Annotated in this window: 14 protein-coding genes; 8 read left to right on the top strand and 6 right to left on the bottom strand. The window is 71.2% G+C overall.

All coding sequences use genetic code 11. From position 1 onward, the window contains the following. Nucleotides 1-102: 102 nt before the first annotated feature. A complete protein-coding gene (locus ABGB14_RS48115; RefSeq protein ID WP_347650594.1) occupies nt 103-1,287 on the top strand; it encodes a transposase in 1,185 nt (394 codons plus the stop codon). A gap of 168 nt (nt 1,288-1,455) precedes the next feature. Here ABGB14_RS48115 and ABGB14_RS48110 read toward each other — a convergent pair whose 3' ends face one another. After that, nucleotides 1,456-2,997 (bottom strand): GMC family oxidoreductase N-terminal domain-containing protein, encoded by a 1,542-nt coding sequence (locus ABGB14_RS48110; protein WP_347650593.1) that lies wholly within the window; start codon nt 2,995-2,997, stop codon nt 1,456-1,458. A 196-nt stretch (nt 2,998-3,193) separates the two neighbouring features. Here ABGB14_RS48110 and ABGB14_RS48105 point away from each other — a divergent pair, with 196 nt between their 5' ends. The 6 genes from ABGB14_RS48105 to ABGB14_RS48080 all read left to right on the top strand — a co-directional run bounded on the left by ABGB14_RS48105 (nt 3,194) and on the right by ABGB14_RS48080 (nt 9,247). Beyond that, the gene (locus tag ABGB14_RS48105) at nt 3,194-4,729 is read left to right on the top strand and encodes a long-chain fatty acid--CoA ligase (protein ID WP_347650592.1); all 1,536 of its coding nucleotides are present in this window, start codon (nt 3,194-3,196) and stop codon (nt 4,727-4,729) included. A gap of 86 nt (nt 4,730-4,815) precedes the next feature. Beyond that, nucleotides 4,816-5,364: an AAA family ATPase gene (locus tag ABGB14_RS48100; protein WP_347650591.1), complete on the top strand. Its 549-nt coding sequence runs from the start codon at nt 4,816-4,818 to the stop codon at nt 5,362-5,364. A 35-nt stretch (nt 5,365-5,399) separates the two neighbouring features. Next, nucleotides 5,400-6,065: an HAD family hydrolase gene (locus ABGB14_RS48095; RefSeq protein ID WP_347650590.1), complete on the top strand. Its 666-nt coding sequence runs from the start codon at nt 5,400-5,402 to the stop codon at nt 6,063-6,065. 10 nt (nt 6,066-6,075) lie between these two features. Next, nucleotides 6,076-7,026 (top strand): phosphotransferase, encoded by a 951-nt coding sequence (locus tag ABGB14_RS48090; RefSeq protein WP_347650589.1) that lies wholly within the window; start codon nt 6,076-6,078, stop codon nt 7,024-7,026. A 154-nt stretch (nt 7,027-7,180) separates the two neighbouring features. After that, nucleotides 7,181-8,476: a PHB depolymerase family esterase gene (locus ABGB14_RS48085; protein WP_347650588.1), complete on the top strand. Its 1,296-nt coding sequence runs from the start codon at nt 7,181-7,183 to the stop codon at nt 8,474-8,476. Nucleotides 8,477-8,623: 147 nt separating this feature from the next. Beyond that, a complete protein-coding gene (locus tag ABGB14_RS48080; protein WP_347650587.1) occupies nt 8,624-9,247 on the top strand; it encodes a DUF6069 family protein in 624 nt (207 codons plus the stop codon). 47 nt (nt 9,248-9,294) lie between these two features. On the opposite strand, the gene ABGB14_RS48075 is transcribed toward ABGB14_RS48080, so the two are convergent. The 4 genes from ABGB14_RS48075 to ABGB14_RS48060 form a co-directional block, all read right to left on the bottom strand. Next, nucleotides 9,295-10,554, bottom strand: coding sequence for a cyclopropane-fatty-acyl-phospholipid synthase family protein (locus tag ABGB14_RS48075; protein WP_347650586.1), 1,260 nt, complete (start codon nt 10,552-10,554; stop codon nt 9,295-9,297). A 7-nt stretch (nt 10,555-10,561) separates the two neighbouring features. After that, nucleotides 10,562-11,911 (bottom strand): FAD-binding oxidoreductase, encoded by a 1,350-nt coding sequence (locus tag ABGB14_RS48070; RefSeq protein ID WP_347650611.1) that lies wholly within the window; start codon nt 11,909-11,911, stop codon nt 10,562-10,564. Nucleotides 11,912-12,056: 145 nt separating this feature from the next. Beyond that, nucleotides 12,057-13,025 (bottom strand): NAD(P)-dependent oxidoreductase, encoded by a 969-nt coding sequence (locus ABGB14_RS48065; protein WP_347650585.1) that lies wholly within the window; start codon nt 13,023-13,025, stop codon nt 12,057-12,059. Then, the gene (locus ABGB14_RS48060; protein WP_347650584.1) at nt 13,022-14,557 is read right to left on the bottom strand and encodes a serine/threonine-protein kinase; all 1,536 of its coding nucleotides are present in this window, start codon (nt 14,555-14,557) and stop codon (nt 13,022-13,024) included. Before ABGB14_RS48060 ends, ABGB14_RS48065 begins: the two co-directional genes overlap by 4 nt. 253 nt (nt 14,558-14,810) lie before the next feature. On the opposite strand from ABGB14_RS48060, the gene ABGB14_RS48055 reads away from it, so the two are divergent. Continuing rightward, complete coding sequence (locus ABGB14_RS48055) at nt 14,811-15,932, top strand: CaiB/BaiF CoA-transferase family protein (RefSeq protein ID WP_347650583.1); 1,122 nt, start codon at nt 14,811-14,813, stop codon at nt 15,930-15,932. Here ABGB14_RS48055 and ABGB14_RS48050 read toward each other — a convergent pair. Continuing rightward, entirely contained in the window at nt 15,929-17,152 is a 1,224-nt protein-coding gene (locus ABGB14_RS48050) for an FAD-dependent monooxygenase (RefSeq protein WP_347650582.1), read from the bottom strand. The two genes, ABGB14_RS48055 and ABGB14_RS48050, sit on opposite strands and share 4 nt — an antisense overlap. Nucleotides 17,153-17,165 lie beyond the last annotated feature (13 nt).

The following is a 17,165-nucleotide window of genomic DNA, read 5'->3' as shown; positions in this document are numbered from 1 at the left end:
CCCGACCTGTCACATCTGCGCATCACGGATGTCCTTCCTGGTTTTGTCGGCGCCAGCCGATATCGTGGTGATGCCGTTACCGAACGTGATGGGAGGTGGGGTGTGCGCAGGTCGTTCCGGTTCCTGCTGCGCCCCACCGCCCGGCAGGCGGCGGCGCTGGCGGCGTGCCTGGAGGACCACCGCCAGCTCTACAACGCCGCTCTGGAGCACCGCCGCACCGCCTACGCCAGGGCGGGCGTGAGCGTCCGGTACGGCGAGCAGTCGGCCGAGCTGAAACACATCCGCGCCGATGATGCGGACGGGCAGGCGCGTTGGTCGTTCTCCTCCCAGCAGGCCACGCTGCGGCGGCTCGACAAGGCGTTCGCCGCGTTCTTCAAGCGGGTCCGCGCGGGTCGCGCGCCGGGGTTCCCGCGGTTCAAGGGGCGTGGCCGGTTCGACACGGTCGAATGGCCGAAGGACGGCGACGGCTGCCGGTGGGATGCTCAGCCCGGCCACCCCACCACGACTTACGTGCGCCTCCAGGGCGTCGGGCACGTCCGCGTCCACCGGCACCGGCCCGTGCGCGGCCAGGTGAAGACGATCAGCGTCAAGCGCGAGGGCTCCCGCTGGTTCGTGGTCCTGTCGTGCGACGACGTGCCCGCCGAGCCGCTGCCCGCCACGGGCGTGGTCGCCGGGATCGACATGGGCGTGGCGTCCCTCGTCACCACCTCCGACGGACAGCATCCGAGCAACCCCCGCCCCCTGGCCGCCTCCGCTGACCGGCTGGCCGCCGCGCAGCGGGCTCTGGCCCGCAAGGAACGGGGTTCCAAGCGGCGGCGCAAGGCGGTGGCCCGCGTGGCCGCGTTGCACGCCAGGGTGCGCAGGCAACGTCTGGACGGCGCGCACAAGGCCGCGCTCGCCCTGGTGGCCGCCTATGACGTGATCGTGCACGAGGACCTGCGGATCGCGAACATGACCCGCTCGGCGTCCGGCACGATCGAGCACCCCGGCCGGAATGTCGCGCAGAAGTCCGGCCTCAACCGGAGCATCCTGGACGCGGGCTGGGGGGTGTTCCTGACGATCCTGTCGCACAAGGCTGAAAGCGCGGGTCGCACGCTGATCGCGGTGAACCCCGCCGGCACCTCCCGCACCTGCGCCCGCTGCGGGCACAGCGCACGGGAGAACCGCGTCACCCAGGCCGGGTTCGCCTGTACGGCGTGCGGGCATGCCGCGCACGCTGACGTGAATGCGGCGGTCAACATCCTCAGGGCAGGGCTTGCCCTTCGCGAACCTGCGGAAGCGGCTTAGCGAGAAGCCGCCTCCTTCAGGGGGCGGAGGAGTCACGACTGCGAAACCTAGCATTATTCGGCCCGCCGCCGGAGCACCCGCCGCGAACGCGGTCGCGCTCCCACCAGGCCTGCGTGCCCGGATCACCGGCGTCGAGGACGATCCTGCGGGCGAGGTGGCGCGCCTACGTCATCCCGCGTTCCTGATCAGGTCGGCCGCCTTCTCCCCGATCATGACGGCCGGGGCGTGGGTGTGGCCACGGTTCAGTGTCGGCATGATCGACGCGTCCACGACCCTGAGCCCTTCGACACCGCGCACCCGCAGCTCGGGGTCCACGACGGAGGCGTCGTCGACCCCCATGCGGCAGGTTCCGACGGGGTGGTAGAGGGTCTCGGCGCGCTCGCGCACCCACTGCGCGAGCTCCTCGTCGCTCTCCGGCCCCCAGTACGGCGCCATCGGCCCACCCGCGTACGGCTTCATGGCGGCGGTGGCGAACACCTGCTTGGCCGCCTTCAGCCCCGCCACCAGGCGCCGGAGGTCGGCCTCCGCGGTCAGGTAGGCGGGGTCGATCACCACGTCCCTTCCGCTCAGCCCGACCCTGCCGCGGCTGTCCGGCTGCAGCAGCACCACCCCGACGGTGAGCCCGTGGCCGGCCGGTTTGGACAGGCCGTGGTCGACGAACGGCACGGGCGCGTAGACCAGCTCGATGTCGGGCGCGGGCTCCTCGTCCGAGGTCCTGATGAACGCCACGGCCTCGCCGACGTTCGTGGTGAGCATGCCGGTGCGCAGGACGAGATAGCGCAGCAGGTTGCCGATCGACTCGGCCCTGGACAGCGTCACCGGCTGCCGGCACTCGACGAACACGCCGGTGGAGAGGTGGTCCTGCAGGTTCCCGCCGACCTCGGGCAGCGCGCGCACGACGGGCACTCCGGCGTCGCGGAGCTCCTCCGGCGCGCCCACGCCGGAGCGCATGAGCAGGTGGGGTGAGCCGATCGTGCCGGCGGACAGGATGACCTCGCGCCTGGCCCCGATCCGCCCGCCGCCGTGCTCGACGCCGGCGGCCCGGCGGCCGTCGAACAGCACCCGCTCGACGGAGGCCCCGGTGATCACATGGAGGTTGGGCCGCTTCGTCGCCGGGTGCAGGTAGGCGTCGGCCGCGCTCCACCTGCGGCCCCTGCGCTGGGTGACGGGGGTGGGGCTGTAGCCCTCGTTGGAGCGCCCGTTCAGCTCGCCGAGCCGGGACAACCCCAGCTCGTCGCAGGCCTGGAGGAACGCGGCGGTGGTGACGTTGGGGCTGCGCAGCTCGGAGACGTACAGAGGGCCCGAGGTTCCGTAGACGCCGCCCTCGTTGCTGCCGACGCGGCGCTCGGCCCTGGTGAAGTACGGCAGCACGTCGTCGTAGGTCCAGCCGGGCACGCCCCACTGGTCGTAGTCGCGCTGGCAGCCGCGCACCCACATCTGGGCGTTCATGGAGGACGAGCCGCCGATCACTCTGCCCCTGGGCCAGTAGAGCTCGCGGCCGGACAGCTCGCCCTGCTTGGCGGTGGTGAAGTTCCAGTCGTCGCCGGTCTTGAACAGCTTGGAGAAGCCCGCGGGCATCCGGATCTCGAGCTTGTCGTCCCGCCCGCCCGCCTCGACCAGCGCCACCGACACATCCGGATCCTCCGAGAGGCGGCCGGCCAGCACGCAGCCCGCCGACCCCGCCCCGACGATCACATAGTCGTACTCCATGCCCCTCCTTGGGGAGTGTTTGCTTACTGCTTACTCCAGGCGCGGGGGCACGTCCATATCCCGAGGTGACCCCCGGAACCTGCGGCGGGCCGCGTCCGGGGCGCCGCAGCGGGAGAAATCACGATTTTGCCCTACCGGCCGGTATGTTGCCCCTGCGAAGATGGCGCCGAAGCCTGCTGAGAGGGAGGAAGGCGTCATGCTCAATCTGTCGGTCGTCCTGGAGGACAGCGCCAGGAACACCCCCGACGGCACCGCGATCGTCTTCGGCGACATGCGGCTGCCGTACTCCATGATCGACACTGTCGCCAACCAGGTGGCCAACCTGCTGGTGTCGCGCGGGATCGGCAAGGGCGACAAGGTCGCGCTGGCGTGCCCGAACCTGCCGTACTTCCCGTTCGTCTACTTCGGCATCCTGAAGGCCGGCGCCACGGTCGTGCCGCTGAACGTGCTGCTGCAGTCCCGCGAGATCGCCTACCACCTCGACGACAGCGACGCCAAGGCCCTGTTCTGCTTCGAGGGCACGACCGAGCTGCCGCTGGGTGAGCGCGGGAAGGCCGGGTTCGAGGCGGCCGCCGGCTGCGAGCACTTCTTCGTCCTCCCCGCCACGCCGCTGGCGACCGAGTCGGAGCACGGCGAGTCGATCTGGGCCGCGCTCGGTGGGATGGCGAGCGAGTTCGCGACCGTGCAGACCGCCGCCGACGACACCGCGGTGATCCTCTACACCTCGGGCACCACGGGCCAGCCGAAGGGCGCCGAGCTCAGCCACCAGAACATGCTGATGAACGCCATGGTCAGCGACACGATGTTCCCCGACAGCGAGGGCGGCGACGTCTATCTGGCGGTGCTGCCGCTCTTCCACTCCTTCGGCCAGACCGTCGTCATGAACACGGGTTTCCTGCGCGGCTCGGCGATCGTGCTGATGCCGCGCTTCGACCCCGGCGAGGCGCTCGCGCTCATGACGAAGGAGAACGTCACGTTCTTCGCCGGGGTGCCCACGATGTACTGGGGTCTGCTCTCCAAGATCCACGCGGACGGCGTGGAGGTGCCGCGCTCCCTGCGCGTGGCCGTGGCGGGCGGCGCCTCCTCGCCGGTCGAGGTGCTCAAGGACTTCGAGCAGACGTTCGGGGTCGGCATCCTGGAGGGGTACGGGCTGTCGGAGACCTCGCCGGTGGCCAGCTTCAACCAGCCCGGCCGGCCCGCCAAGGCGGGCACCGTGGGCACGCCGATCTGGGGCGTGGAGATGAAGCTGGTCGACGGCGACTGGAAGACCGTCGAAGGGGAGGGCCCCGGCGAGATCGCCATCCGCGGCCACAACATCATGAAGGGCTACTACGGGCGCCCCGAGGCGACCGCGGAGGTCATGCGCGACGGCTGGTTCAGGACGGGCGACATCGCGACCCGCGACGCCGACGGCTACTATGCCATCATCGACCGCTCCAAGGACATGATCATCAGGGGCGGGTTCAACGTCTACCCGCGCGAGCTCGAAGAGGTGCTGATCACCCACGAGGCCGTCTCGCTCGCCGCCGTGGTCGGGGTCGCCCACGACTCCCACGGCGAGGAGATCAAGGCGTACGTCATCCGCACCCCCGGCGCCACGATCACCGAGGACGAGCTGATCGCCTGGTGCAAGGAGAACATGGCGGCCTACAAGTATCCGCGCATCATCGAGTTCCGCGACGAGCTGCCGATGACGGCCACGGGCAAGATCCTCAAGCGGGAGCTGCGCTAGGCGCGACGTGCCGGGCGCGTGCCTCCCGCGCCCGGCCCTCACCGGCGGCCTTCCTGTCACCACCGAGAGAAGGGGAACGCTGCCGCATGCCCGAACACCACGACCGCTACATCGTCATCACCGGAGGACCAGGCTCGGGGAAGAGCACGCTGGTCGAGCACCTGGGCGCCCAGGGGTTCGCCACGCGGCCCGAGGCCGGGCGGGCGATCATCAAGGACCAGGTGGCGATCTCCGGGCGCGCGCTGCCCTGGGTGGATCCGGAGTTGTTCGCGGAGCTGATGGTGTCGTGGGACCTTCGCTCCCACCGCACGGCCGCGGGGCGGGGACCGGTGGTGTTCGATCGGGGGCTCGTCGACACCATCGGCTACCTGCGGATGCTGGGGCGTCCGGTGCCGCCGCACCTGATCACCGCGGCCGAGACGTTCCGCTACCACCGGCGCGTGTTCGCCGCCCCGCCGTGGCCGGAGATCTACGAGCAGGACAGCGAGCGCAAGCAGAGCCTCGATGAGGCCGAGCGGACCTATGAGGCCGTCGTCCGGGCCTACGCCGACCACGGATACGACGTGGTGGCGCTGCCCAGGGCGACGGTCGAGGAGCGGGCCGCGTTCGTCGCCGGCGCGGCGCCCCTCTCGTGAAGCCGCCCGCGTTCCCGTCACGACAAGGAGACCTGATGCTGGCGCTCTTCGACCTGGACAACACGTTGATCGACCGGCTGGACGCGTTCCGGCGGTGGACCGCCGAGTTCGCCTCCGAGCGAGGGCTGGGCGAGGGCGCGGCCTCCTGGATGGTGGAGCTGGACGCGAACGGCTCCGTGCCGATGGAGACGTTCTTCGAGCTCGTACGCGAGCGTTTCCGGCTGCCCGAGCCGGCCGGGGAGTTGTGGCGGGCCTACCGGGCACGGTTGCCGCAGCTGGTGTCGTGCCGGGCCGAGGTCCTGGCAGGGCTCGACCGGTTGCGCGCGGCCGGCTGGGCGGTGGGGGTCGTGACGAACGGGAGGGCCGACAACCAGACGGGCAAGCTCGAAAGCACGGGGCTGGCCTCCCGGCTGGACGGGTGGGCGATCTCGGGCGCGGAGGGCGTGAGCAAGCCCGACGTGCGGCTGTTCGAGATCGGCATCCGGCGGTGCGGGGCGTCTCCGGCGGCCGGCGGCTGGATGGTGGGCGACGATCTCACGAACGACGTCGGCGGCGGGCGGGGGGCGGGCCTGCGGACGATCTGGGTCGACCGGGGCACGGTGGCGGAGCCGTCCGGGGGCGGAGCCGACCATGTCGTCACGGACGTCGTCGGGGCCATCGACTGGCTTGTTGACGGGAAATCGCCTGGTTCGTACCGATAGCGTGGGTCGCGTGCGAGATCGGCCGGAGGACTTCGACGAAGGGCTGCTGCGTCCCGCGCTGCGCGCGTGGGACGTGCGGGCCACCACGCTCGACTACGCGCCCGTCGGGTTCGGCGACTATCACTGGGTCGCGGGCGACGGGGACGGGCGGCGGTGGTTCGTCACGGTCGCCGACGTGCGGCGCCGGACGTTCGACGGGCTGGGGCTGGCCATGGACACCGCGGCGGCCCTGCGGGAGGAGGCGGGGCTCGGTTTCGTGGTGGCCCCGATGCGCGCCTCGGACGGCACGACGCTGCGCCGGCTCGACCGGCACCGCTACGCCATGAGCGTCTTCCCGTACGCCGCGGGCACCGCCGGGCATTTCGGCGACGAGCTGTCGCCCTCCGATCGCGGCGCCGTCATCGACCTGCTGGCCGGGTTGCACGCGACACCGCCTCCGCTGTCGGCTCCGCCGCGACCGCCGGAGCTGGCCGGCCGGGCCGTCCTGGAGTCGTGCCTGGGCGAGCCGGACCGTCCCTGGCTCGGCGGCCCGTTCTCCGAGCCCGCCGGGGAGCTGATCGCGGAGCATGCGGGCACGCTGCGCCGGAGGCTCGCGGAGCTCGACCGGTTGGCGGGCGTCCTCGGCGAGCCGGTGGTGACCCATGGCGAGCCGCATCCGGGCAACCTGCTGTGCGCGGACGGCCAGTGGTCCCTGGTCGACTGGGACACGGTCGGCCTGGCTCCGCCCGAGCGCGACCTCTGGCTGGTGGCCGTGGAGCCGGGCGACCTCGCCCGGTACGCCGAGGCCACGGGCCGCACGCCCGACCCGCGGGCGCTGGCGTTCTACCGGCTGCGATGGGCCCTCGACGACGTGGCCGAGTTCGTGGAGTGGCTGCGCTCGCCGCACGGGCGCACGCCGGACGCCGAACAGGCCTGGACGTCGCTGGCCGGCACTCTCGAGGAGCTGCGCGCGACGTCCTGACGGTAGCCGAAAGTTTCAGGCCGGCGCCGCCCTCCGCCGGCCCTTCCCGGCAGCTCAGCACGTGTCGGCCGCGCGGGTCCGTACCGGGAAGATTGCCAGGTTGAAAGTTTCTCTTCACACTCGCAATGTTTCAGCCGCGTGGGAGAGGAACTCGATGAACCTGAGATCCCGGATAGCAGGCGCCGTGACGGCCGCCGCGGCCCTCGTCGTCGCCGGCCTGATCACGGCGGCCCCGGCGTCCTCCGCACAGCTGACGGAGGTGACCGGCTTCGGCGCCAACCCCAGCAACCTGCGCATGCACCTGTACGTCCCCGACGGCGTGCCCGCCCGCCCGGCGGTCCTGGTGGCCGTGCACTACTGCACCGGGTCCGGCCCCGCCTTCCACTCCGGCACGGAGTTCGCCTCGCTGGCCGACCGGCACAAGTTCGTGGTCATCTACCCGTCGGCGACCAGGAGCGGCTCCTGCTTCGACGTCTCCTCGCCGCAGGCGCTGCGGCACGACGGAGGCAGTGACCCGGTCGGGATCGTCTCCATGGTCAGGTACGTCCAGCAGCGCCACGGCGCCGACCCCGACCGCACCTACGTCACCGGGGCGTCGTCCGGCGGCATGATGACCAACGTCCTGCTCGGCGACTACCCCGACGTGTTCAAGGCCGGGGCGGCGTTCATGGGGGTGCCGTTCGGCTGCTTCGCCACCACCGACGGCTCCAGCTGGAACAGCGCCTGCGCCAACGGGCAGATCAGCAGGACGCCGCAGCAGTGGGGCGACCTGGTGCGCGCCGCCTATCCCGGCTACAGCGGCCCCAGGCCGCGCATGCAGATCTGGCACGGCACCGAGGACGGCACGCTGCGCTACCCGAACTTCCAGGAGCAGATCAAGCAGTGGACCGACGTCCACGGCCTGAGCCAGACGCCCAGCCTCACCGACCGGCCGCAGCCCAGCTGGACCAGGACCAGGTACGGAGGCACCGGGACCACCCCGCCCGTCGAGGCGATCAGCATCCAGGGCGTCGGCCACAGCCTGCCCCAGAGCGGGATGGCCGCCGCGGTCATCGACTTCTTCGGCCTGTCGGGCGACGGCGGCCCGACCACCTCACCGACCACCTCGCCGACCGTCACGCCGGATCCGGAGGGCGCCTGCCGGGTCACGTACACCATGAACAGCTGGAACACCGGCTTCACGGCGGCCGTCACGATCACCAACACGGGCTCGTCCCAGGTCGGCTCGTGGGCCCTCGCCTTCACGCTTCCCCCGGGCCAGACGGTCACCTCCGCGTGGAACGCCACCGTCTCGCCGGCCGGCGGCCAGGTCACGGCCACGAACGCCCCCTACAACGGCACGATCGCCCCGGGCGCGTCGGCGACGTTCGGCTTCCAGGCCACCCACGGCGGCGACACCGCGGAGCCGGACTCCTTCACCCTCAACGGCGCGGATTGCACGACCTCCTGACGGGAGAGCGGCTCCACCCGCACGCCATCGGCAGCCGTCCGGCCGCCCGCAGGGGCGATCAGGGTGGGCCGGCTCCCCTGGCGGCTCTTGACGGCGCGTGTAAGGTTTCCGCAGTGCTTGATCGGCATCCGCGACAAAGGTGAGCTCATGTCATACCCCTCGCACGATCGCTACGATCGCCGCCCTGGCTCGGCCGGACCACGGGTCAACCCGGCGCGAGTGTGGGGAGGAGGGGTCGCCGCAGCCGTCGTGGCCGCGCTGGTCGCGGTGGTCGGCGTGATGATCAGCAAGAGCCTGCTCGGCATCCGCGTGATCGCCCCCGACGGCGATCCCGTCCACGGCAGCGCGGCGATCACGGGCTACGCGATCTCGGCCGCCGCCGCCGCGCTCGTGGCCACGCTGCTGCTCTTCGTCCTCATGCTCTCCACGCCCGAGCCGGCCAGGTTCTTCAGCTGGATCGCCGGGCTCTTCGCCGTCATCATCACGATCCTGCCGTTCATGCACTCCGCCGATCTCCTGGAGCAGATCGCCACGGCCGCCATCAACCTCGTCATCGGCATCGCCATCGCCTCGTTGCTGACGTCGATCGGGCGCACGGCCCTGGAGGAGGCGCCGGAGCCCGAGCCGCACCCGTACGAGCAGCGGGGCTACGATCCGCGCGGCTACGACCGGCCGCACTACGAGCAGCCCCGCCACGACCCGCGAGGTTACGAGCAGCGCGGCTACGAACAGCGCGGCTACGAGCGCCGCGACCACGACCCGTACGACTGACGGAGCCCGTCACGCGGGAGGACCGGCGGGCCCTCCCGCGCGGGCCGTCACGGCCAGTCGACCGCCGGCCGCAGCGGCACCCCCGACCGGCCGTTCCGGTCGAGTTTGACGCCCAGCACCTGGTGGAGCTGCACCTTGTTACGCTCGAAGCCCACGATGCAACCCGCCATGTACAGGGCCCACACCCGGGCCGTGCCCATGCCGACCTCCTGGACCGCGTCGTCCCAGTTGGCGTCGAGGTTGTCGCACCAGTGCCGCAGGGTCTTCGCGTAGTGCTCCCTGAGGTTCTCCTCGTGGCGGATCTCGAAGCCGAGGTCCTCCATCTGCCTGATCAGCAGGCCCACCGACTCCAGCTCGCCGTCGGGGAAGACGTAGCGGTTGATGAAGCCGCCCTTGTTGAAGGTCTTCTCCTTGCCGGTCGGCCGGGTGATGCAGTGGTTGAGCAGGCGCCCGCCGGGCTTCAGCTTCCCGTTCAGGAAGGAGAAGTAGGCCTGCAGGTTGGCCTTGCCGATGTGCTCCGTCAGGCCGATCGAGCTGACCGCGTCGAAGCCGGTCTCCTGGACGTCGCGGTAGTCCATGAAGCGGATCTCCGCCAGGTCCTCGAGGCCGGCGTCGGCGATGGCCTTCTGCCCCCACTCCGCCTGCTGCTTGCTCAGCGTCACGCCCAGGGCCTTGACGCCGTAGTGCTGGGCGGCGTGGATGACCATGCCGCCCCAGCCGCAGCCCACGTCGAGCAGGCGCATCCCTGGCTCCAGCCCGAGCTTGCGGGCCACCAGGTCGAACTTGGCGAACTGGGCCTCCTCGAGCGTGGAGCCCTCGGAGGGGAAGACGGCGCACGTGTAGGCCATGGACGGGCCCAGCACCCACGCGTAGAAGCGGTTGGAGACGTCGTAGTGGTGGTGGATGGCCTCGGCGTCGCGCTGCTTGGCGTGGCGGGAGCCGAGCCTGGCCAGGGCGCTCTGGCGCATCTCCTGCGGGGGCGGAGGCACGCGCATGAGCAGCGGCTTCATGCCGAGAGCCCGGACGGCAGCGAGCTTCTCCGACGTCGTGAGATCGTTGGTGGTGATGTTCCACATGCGGTCGAGCAGGGTGTAGAGGTCTCCCTGCACGTCGATGTGCCCGGAGACGAACGCCCGGGCCAGGCCCAGCTCTCCGGGAGCCTGGGCGAGGTAGGCCACCGCGATCGGGGACTTCACCTCGATGGCCAGGTCTGCCCCGTCCGGCCCGGCCTTGCTCCCGTCGTAGGCCGTGAACGCGACGTTCGCGTCCGTGCCGACGATCTTCTCGAAGATGGTTGCCAGCGCCATCCGTGTTTCACCTTCCCCGTACACACTTTTCGTACAGGTCCAGCAGGCGACCGTTCGGGTCGTATTCCCGCTTGACCGGCCGGTAGGCCTCGCCGTTGTACAGCTGCCAGAACTGCTCCGGGGCGTAATAGGAGGTCGAGTAGAGCGACTTGTGCCCGTCGAGCTCGTGGACCGACCGCTCGATGAGCCGGTTGTAGTAGCCGTCGAACTGCCCCCGCGGCAGCGGCACCATGCCCCAGAATCCGAAGTTGACGTACAGCTTGCCCGGCTCCAGCGGATAGAGCGGCCAGCGGGAGCCGGCGCGGAGCGGGCACATCCACACAGGTGTCATGCCCACCTTGTCGTGGAAGAAGTCAAGGAACTCGGCGCCGCGCTCGACCGGGACCTCGACGTCCTGGATCACCGACTCCTGCACGGGCTGGTCGCGCCACCGGTCGACACGGGCGGTCAGGCCGTACTTCCGGTCGAGCGCCACCAGCTTGCGGTAGACGTCGGAGCGCATGTAGCGGCGCGGCATGAGCGAGCGGATCATCGGCTGCTGCACGCCGAAGGCCCGCGAGCACCAGAACCAGTCGGTGTCCCAGCGCCACAGGTAGTCGCGGACGGTCAGCCAGTCGCGGCTGCGCTGCCGGATCGACTGGTAGTAGATGCGCATCCCGGTGTAGTCGGACACGTAGGGGGCACGATCGGCGAACCGGCCGAGCGTCAGGTACATCTCCCCCGGCGTGAAGAAGACGCCGTCCACGAAGTCGACGTTCTCGCCGTCGTGGACCATGCTGTCGCAGATCTCCTGCATGGCCAGCATGCACTTGCCCGCGTCGGTGAACCTGACGTGCGTGAGATGCACGTACGGCCGCACCTTGCGGAGCTTGATCCGGATGCGCAGCGCGTAGCCCAGCGTGCCGTACGAGTTGGGGAACGCGCGGAAGAGCTCGCGGTGTTCGTTGTCCTCGCGGGCCACGACGACGCGCCCGTCACCGGTGAGGATCTCGAGTTCCTCGACCGACTCGTGCGGCAGGCCGTCGCGGAAGCTGGTGGACTCGATGCCGAGCCCCGTCACGGCGCCGCCCAGCGTGATGGTCTTGAGCTGCGGGACGACGTAGGGCATGAGCCCGTGCGGCAGCGTGGCGTCGACCAGGTGTTCGTACGTGGTCATGCCCTGGACCTCGGCCGTCATGGTCTCCGGGTCGACGCTGATGACCTCGTCGAGATCGCGGGCCGAGAGCTTGGCCGTGCGGCCCTGGTCGCGGAACCTGAAGAGGTTGGACGTCGATTTGGCCAGCCGGGGCGCGGCCCCGCCCGGGATCTCGGCGTAGGACCGCCGGATCTGCTCTACTGCCCGCTGGTGTGTCGACATCGTCGTCGTCACGGAAGCACCCCCTTGAGCCGGTAGAGATCGCCGGTAAGACGTTATCTCTCGCGGGCGGCCCGAACCAGACCGGGGTCGTTAAAGACACGAAAACTGTTTATCGTGCCAGGTGAACCGCCTGCGTGGTAGGCGATTACGTAAACTTTCTGGAGATCAGCGGCGCGACACCGTTCAGCACGGCGTCCACCTTTCTGCCCTCGACCGCCGCGGCCAGGTTGTCCAGGGTGGCCGTGAGAAGGCGGCCGGTGGCCTCGGGAGTGACGCCCGCGACGTGCGGGGAGAGCAGCACGTCCGGCAGGTGGCGCAGCGGATCGCCGGGTGGCAGGGGCTCCACGTCGAAGACGTCGAGTGCCGCTCCGCCCAGGTGCCCGGAGCGCAGCGCCTCAGCGAGCGAACCCTGGTCCACGACTCCGCCCCTGGCCGCGTTGATCAGCAGGGCGCCCCGCTTCATGCGTGCCGGGTCGACGAGGCCACGGGTCTCGTCCGACAGCGCGATGACGACGACCACGACGTCGGCGGTGGCCACGAGCGTGTCCAGGGCCTCGAAGCCGGGGTCGGGGCGCGGCGTGCGGGTCCAGTAGGACACCTCGCAGCCGAGCGCGCGGAACAACGTGACGCACTCCGCGCCGATCGGTCCGTAGCCGACCACGCCGACGCGGCGGCCGCGCATCTCCTGGGGCTGCAGGCCCTGCTGCGGCCACTCGCCCGCGCGCACGGCCGCGTCGGCGGCGGCCAGCTTGCGCGACAGCGACAGCGTGGCGGCCAGGCACCACTCCGCCACCGCGACGGCGCTGACGCCGGGGGTGTTGGCCAGGGGCACCCCGGCCGCGGCCAGAGCGTCGAGGTCGTGGCCGTCGACGCCCACGGACGGCTGCTGCACGAACGCCAGCCGGGGCGCGGCGCCGACCGCCTCGGCGTCCAGCGCGAGCGTGCCCGTCCAGTCGCCGAGCACGATCTCCGCCTCCGGGAGCGCCGCCAGGAGCGCTTCGCGCTCGCGGGCCGCGGGAACGCGCACGGCCACCCGGTCGCCGAGCGGCGCGAGCAGGCGGCGCGTCACCTCTTCTGGGAGCGGCGGCAGGGCGAGCAGGTTCCAGGGTTTCATGCGCCTACGGTAAAGCTGCTGATCACCTGCCGCATCAGCTCCCTGTTGCGGCGCCACTGCCCCTCGGTGACCGTCCAGGACAGGATGTAGGCGGTGTCGCCGATCGCGACCGCCCTGCGCACCTCGCGGTAGCGGACGCCCGGCCGCACCCAGCGCGCGTCGCCCGCCTCGCCGGCGGTCCAGGAGAACTCCCACTCCACGGCCTTGACGCCCTGGTGGGTGACCCTCCTGAGACCGCGGTCGACGACGTTGACGGCGTTCTGCTTGAACGTCTCCTCGGAGTCGCGGATGATCTGGTGCGGGTCGAGCTCGGCGTAGACGGCCTCGACCCCGAGGTGCGCGCTCCTGTCCCGGCGGGTCCACTCGGTGTACGCCTCGGCGAGCGCGCCCCGCCAGCCCGTCGGCCGCATGATCGACCAGCCGTCCCGCGACTTCCACGCCCGCACGATCGGGACGGCCCTGGTCGCGCTCGGCGTGGGCGTCGGCGAGGCGCTCGGCCGCGTCGCCGTGGCGACCGGCGTGAGCGGGCTGCTCACCGCGGCCGGACGCGTCGTGGTGCGCGGCGTGCCCTCCGCGGGGGCGGCGAACTCGAGGTAGGCCACCGTGCCGCCCGCGATGACCAGAACCGCCGCGGCGCCGGCCGCGAGCAGGGCCCGGCCGCGGCGCCTGCCCGGCTTCCTCTCCTCGACGTGCTGGTCGTCGTGCGTGGGCCGGTTCGCGATGATGGCCGCGAACAACCGGTCGGCCTCCTCCGCGTCGATCCGGTCCTCGGGCTCCTTCTGCAGCAGGCCGCGCAGCACCTCGTGCAGGGCCGGCGGGATCCTGCGGTAGTCGGGCTCCTCGTTGAGCAGCGCGTTGAGCGTCGCCATGGGCTCGCCGCGCTCGAACGGCGAGCGCCCCACCATGCAGGCGTACAGCGTGGCCCCCAGCGACCACAGGTCGGAGGCTGGTCCGGCGTCGGCGGCGCGGACCCGCTCAGGAGCGAGGAAGCTCGGCGACCCGGTGACCATGCCGGTCTGGGTGAGCGACGCGTCGCCCTCGGCGGTGGCGATGCCGAAGTCGGTGAGCACGGCGCGGCCGTCGTCGGCCAGCAGGATGTTGCTGGGTTTGACGTCGCGGTGCAGGATGCCGGCCTCGTGCGCGGCCTTCAGCGCCGACAGCACCTGCCGTCCGACGCCCGCCGCCTCGCGCACGGGCAGGGCGCCGGTGGTGAGCACGACCTCCTCGAGCGACGGGTGCCGCACGAGCTCCATCACGATCCACGGCCGGCCACCGTCCTCGGCCACGTCATAGATCGCGACCACGGACGGATGGTTGAGCTGGGCCGCGGTGCGCGCCTCGCGGGCCGTACGCAGGAGCTGCCGCTCCTGGTCGGCGGGCGAGAAGCCCTCGGGCAGCAGCAATTCCTTGACGGCCACCTGCCGATTGAGCAAGGTGTCGCGGCCTTCCCAGACCACGCCCATCCCCCCGCGGCCCAGTTCGCGCAGCAACTGGTAGCGACCTGCGATGAGGTGGTTGCTCTCCGAAACCATGTCCTACCCCTGTAGCGGCGGGCGCCTGCCACGGGACGACCGCTGGACGCGGGAGTCCGTGGAGACGCGTACGCCTTCTGCAGACGGCCGTCGTACGCGGCCGCCTGTAGACCATCCGAACAGTGGGCAAGTTTCCCATACCTCCCCCAACTTCGCGGGAAGGTCGCGAAGGTCGCGAGGCTCGGATGGGCGGCTTGCCACAGGCGACCGAAGGTTGTTCTACTGGAGCTGGGCTCACACCGAGGAGACGTACATGCCTGATGATCGCCGTGGCCCGCTGGCCGGAGTGCGCGTGCTGGAACTCGCCGGACTCGCTCCAGGGCCGTTCGCCGGGATGATGCTAGCCGATCACGGCGCGGAAGTCCTGCGTGTGGACCGTGTCAAGGCGGTTTCCGACCGGCCGCGCACCGACGTCATGGACCGCGGCAAGCGCACGGTCGGGCTGGATCTGAAGATCCCGGAGGGCGTGTCGGCGTTCAAGGAGCTGGCCCGGCACGCCGACGTGGTGATCGAGGTGTTCCGGCCCGGGGTGGCCGAGCGGCTCGGCATCGGGCCGGACGACCTGCACGCCGTGAACGAGCGGCTGATCTACGGCCGGATGACCGGCTGGGGGCAGGACGGGCCGCTCGCCCCCACCGCCGGGCACGACATCGACTACGTCGCCGTTTCCGGCGTCCTGTCGATGCTGGGCCGCGAAGGTGACAAGCCGACGCCGCCGATCAACATCCTCGGCGACTTCGCCGGCGGCGGGCTCATGCTCGCGTACGGCGTGCTGCTCGCCCTGTTCGAACGGGAGCGCACCGGCAGGGGCAGGGTGGTCGACGCGGCCATGGTCGACGGCGCGGCCATCCTGTTCTCCATGTTCTACCAGGCCGTGCAGAGCGGCCTCTGGGGGCCGCGCGGCACGAACCTGCTGGACACCGGCGCCCCGCAGTACGACACCTACGAGACGGCCGACGGCGGGTACGTCGCCGTGGGGGCGCTGGAGCCGCAGTTCTGGGAGGCGATGGTGACCCTGATGGGCCTGGCCGACCTGCCCGACAGGAACGACAGGGCGCAGTGGCCGGCGCTGAGGGCCCGCCTGGCGGCGGAGTTCAGGACGCGGACGCGGGCCGAGTGGGAGGCACTCTTCGAGGGTTCGGACGCGTGCGTCTCCCCCGTGCTGTCCATGGCGGAGGCCGCCGCGCACCCGCACAACGTCGCCAGAGGCTCGTTCGTCGAGGTCGGCGGCGTGACCCATCCCGTGCCCGCGCCCCGCCTGCTGGGCGTGCCCGCCCAGGACCTGTCAGCCGCCACCCGCCAGGCCGACCTGTCGGGCTGGGGCCTGTCACCGGAGGAGGCGGAGAAGCTGCGCGCCCAGGGAGTGCTCGCCTAGCGTGCCGTCGCCACGGCGTGGGCCGCATAGTCCTTCAGCGTGATCGAGTCGTGCAGGCGCACCCCCTTGGCAGCGCCGATCTTGCTCGCCGCCCTGGTCACGGCGGCCGGCAGGTGATCGATCAGCCGCGCGGCCTGGACCAGCGCCCACACCTCGAACCGGCTGCCGGGCACCAGGCGCCTGGCCGCGGCGATGGCGAAGGCCCGGCTGCGGCGCACGTACGCGCCGATCTCCGCCTCGTAGGCGGGGAAGGCCCGCGTGTGGTCGCCGCCGTGGGCGGCCAGCTCGCCCGCCAGGATGTACGCCCCCACAACCGCGAGGCTCGTGCTGCCCCCGACGGCCGGGCCCGGGCAGTAGCCGGCGTCCCCGACCAGCGTCACCCGGCCCCGTGACCAGGTGTCCAGGCGGAGCTGGGTGATCGAGTCGAAGTAGAAGGCCGGCGTACGGTCCAGCTCCTCCATGAGCCGCGGCACCTCCCATCCCGCGTCGGCGAAGTGCTCTCGCAGGCATTCCTTCTGGCGGGCGACGTCCCTGTAGTGGTAGTCGAGCGGCTCCGGGGTCCTGAACAGGAACACGGCCCGCGCGTCGGCCATGTGCGCCGCGCCGTAGAGCGCCGCCATCCTGCCGGCCCCCGTCACGCCCTCCATCCGGCCGTCGAGCCCCAGGTGGTTGGGCACCGAGGCGACGGCCAGGTAGGCGCCGATCCACGAGGTGAAGCGCGACTCGGGGCCGAAGACCAGGCGGCGCACGTTCGAGTGCAGGCCGTCGGCGCCGATCACCAGGTCGTACGCGCCTGTCCTGCCGCTGTCGAAGACCACCTCCCCGCCGTCGGAGATCGAGGCGATGGAGTCGCCGAAGACGTAGCCGGCGTCGTGCCGGGTGGCGTCGTAGAAGATCTCGCTCAGGTCGTCGCGCATGATCTCGACGTGCCGGTCGGAGACCCCCGCCATGAGGCGGCGCACCTCCACGTTCACGGGGCGCGCGTGCCCCTCCCGGTAGATCGTGAGCACATCCGTGCCGGTCCTCCTGTCCAGGACCTGCCGCAGCACGCCCATCTGCTCGACGATGTCCATGGCCGGCCTGAACAGGTCGATGGCGTGGCCGCCCGTCTTCCGCAGCGCGGGAGCGCGTTCCACGACGGTGACCTCGAAGCCGTACCTGCTGAGCCAGTACGCCAGCGCCGGTCCCGCCACGCTCGCCCCCGAGATGAGGATTCGCACCGCACTCTCCTTA

Source organism: Nonomuraea sp. B10E15 (assembly GCF_039871615.1).
Classification (GTDB): domain Bacteria; phylum Actinomycetota; class Actinomycetes; order Streptosporangiales; family Streptosporangiaceae; genus Nonomuraea.
The sequence above is the reverse complement of the archived record's forward strand: the minus strand, read 5'-3'. Positions and strand labels throughout refer to the sequence as shown.

Bases quoted from the DNA above. Each gene is read 5' to 3' on its own strand.
- ABGB14_RS48110 (WP_347650593.1), bottom strand. From the start codon at position 2,997: ATGGAGTACGACTATGTGATCGTCGGGGCGGGGTCGGCGGGCTGCGTG.
- ABGB14_RS48105 (WP_347650592.1), top strand. From the start codon at position 3,194: ATGCTCAATCTGTCGGTCGTCCTGGAGGACAGCGCCAGGAACACCCCC.
- ABGB14_RS48100 (WP_347650591.1), top strand. From the start codon at position 4,816: ATGCCCGAACACCACGACCGCTACATCGTCATCACCGGAGGACCAGGC.
- ABGB14_RS48095 (WP_347650590.1), top strand. From the start codon at position 5,400: ATGCTGGCGCTCTTCGACCTGGACAACACGTTGATCGACCGGCTGGAC.
- ABGB14_RS48085 (WP_347650588.1), top strand. From the start codon at position 7,181: ATGAACCTGAGATCCCGGATAGCAGGCGCCGTGACGGCCGCCGCGGCC.
- ABGB14_RS48080 (WP_347650587.1), top strand. From the start codon at position 8,624: ATGTCATACCCCTCGCACGATCGCTACGATCGCCGCCCTGGCTCGGCC.
- ABGB14_RS48075 (WP_347650586.1), bottom strand. From the start codon at position 10,554: ATGGCGCTGGCAACCATCTTCGAGAAGATCGTCGGCACGGACGCGAAC.
- ABGB14_RS48070 (WP_347650611.1), bottom strand. From the start codon at position 11,911: ATGTCGACACACCAGCGGGCAGTAGAGCAGATCCGGCGGTCCTACGCC.
- ABGB14_RS48065 (WP_347650585.1), bottom strand. From the start codon at position 13,025: ATGAAACCCTGGAACCTGCTCGCCCTGCCGCCGCTCCCAGAAGAGGTG.
- ABGB14_RS48060 (WP_347650584.1), bottom strand. From the start codon at position 14,557: ATGGTTTCGGAGAGCAACCACCTCATCGCAGGTCGCTACCAGTTGCTG.
- ABGB14_RS48055 (WP_347650583.1), top strand. From the start codon at position 14,811: ATGCCTGATGATCGCCGTGGCCCGCTGGCCGGAGTGCGCGTGCTGGAA.